1 pseudogene is annotated in these 1,297 nt (G+C 61.8%); it reads right to left on the bottom strand.

Annotated features, from left to right (window positions below):
• Positions 1–528 (bottom strand): annotated as a pseudogene (locus tag CHC08_RS47885) (trypsin-like serine peptidase); the annotation flags it as partial.
• Between the last annotated feature and the right edge of the window lie 769 nt (positions 529–1,297).

Below are 1,297 nucleotides of genomic sequence, written 5' to 3'. Positions count from 1 at the left end.
CGGGGTCTTGCCCTGGTAGTAGCCGGGCACGAAGACCCACTTGTCCATGACGCTGGCGTTGGCCTTGTCGTCGTAGACGCAGTGACCGGCGGTGGAGACCAGGTTGCGGTACTTCGACTGGATCGAGGTGGCCGAGCACCAGCGCTGCTTGCCCTTGGAGTCGAGGAAGAACACCTTGCCAATGGACTTGGGAAGGTTGACGTTCTTGACCACCGAGGTGGACTTCTTCTCCTCGCCGATCGGGGCGACCACGCCGGGCTTGCCATCGGGGGTGTAAGCGCCCGAGGAGTTCAGCTTCGAGGCCGCGACGGTCTCGGTGGTGTAAGCGGTCGCCTTGGCGAAGTTGTTCGTGGCGTCCTGCGCCTCGAGCCAGTAGGCCACGGTCTGCGCAGCCGTGGGGGCGTCCTTGGCCATCGTGTCCGAGGCCCAGTCCGGGTTGGCGTTGGCGCTAGCGGTGCCGACCAGGCCGGCAGCCAGCAGACCGGTGGCGAGCAGTGCGCCACCGGCAGGGAGGAGAATGCGCTTCAAGGGGGAGCTCCTTGGTCTGATGTGGAACGCTTCATGCGTCCCATGCGTCAGTAAAGGGAATGTCAGAAACATACAGTGTCGATCTTGGGGACCGGAAGCCGATTCGACAGGCAAAGAACCGGTACATCCAGCAGAGATCATTTCGTGACGTTTGGCGGTCCCTGAAGCTGTTGCAACGGTTGAGGCTAGATGCGGTGTTTGCGCAGATAGACGTAAGTTTGTTGCGAAAGTGACCGATGCGGTGTGAGCAGTTCGGCATGTTAGGTGATGAGCCTTATGTGATGTAGATCACATAAAATCGATGGCACCGATTCGACCGTGGGTACGTCTAAATTCTCCATAAGCGCTCCGAATCGAGTGGTGGCAGCCTGCGAGATGGGTTGCTGGAGGGCCTTACGGTCCCCGCCGGGATGCTGGAGTTGTCAATACGGCCAGCCGGTGCGCGGTCGTACGCCGGTGACCTTCATCGGCCCTTGATCCTTTGACTGTCACGCCGTCGGTGACGGGGCCGGGCATCCCGAGCACAGGTGCTTAATCTCGTCTGACGGCGCAACGTAGCGCTTCAGAGGGGGAGAGAACGCAGTGCTATGTAAGGGGAGAGCCGGCGTGCGCAGATCTCGCCGTTTCCGCTGAAAACCGTTGAAGGGCCCGGCGCATGCGCCGGGCCCTTCAACGGTTTTCACTCTGCCGGCGATGGAGCTTTGCCGGTGAAAAGGCCGAGGGCCCCGGCTTGCGCCGGGGCCCTCGGATGATGCTGGGGTGAGCGTGA

Origin of the sequence: Streptosporangium subroseum (assembly GCF_900188345.1) — a bacterium.
In the GTDB taxonomy this organism is placed as follows: Bacteria; Actinomycetota; Actinomycetes; order Streptosporangiales; family Streptosporangiaceae; genus Streptosporangium; species Streptosporangium subroseum.
Note: the sequence above shows the minus strand (reverse complement) of the source record. Positions and strands in the feature narration are given on the sequence as shown.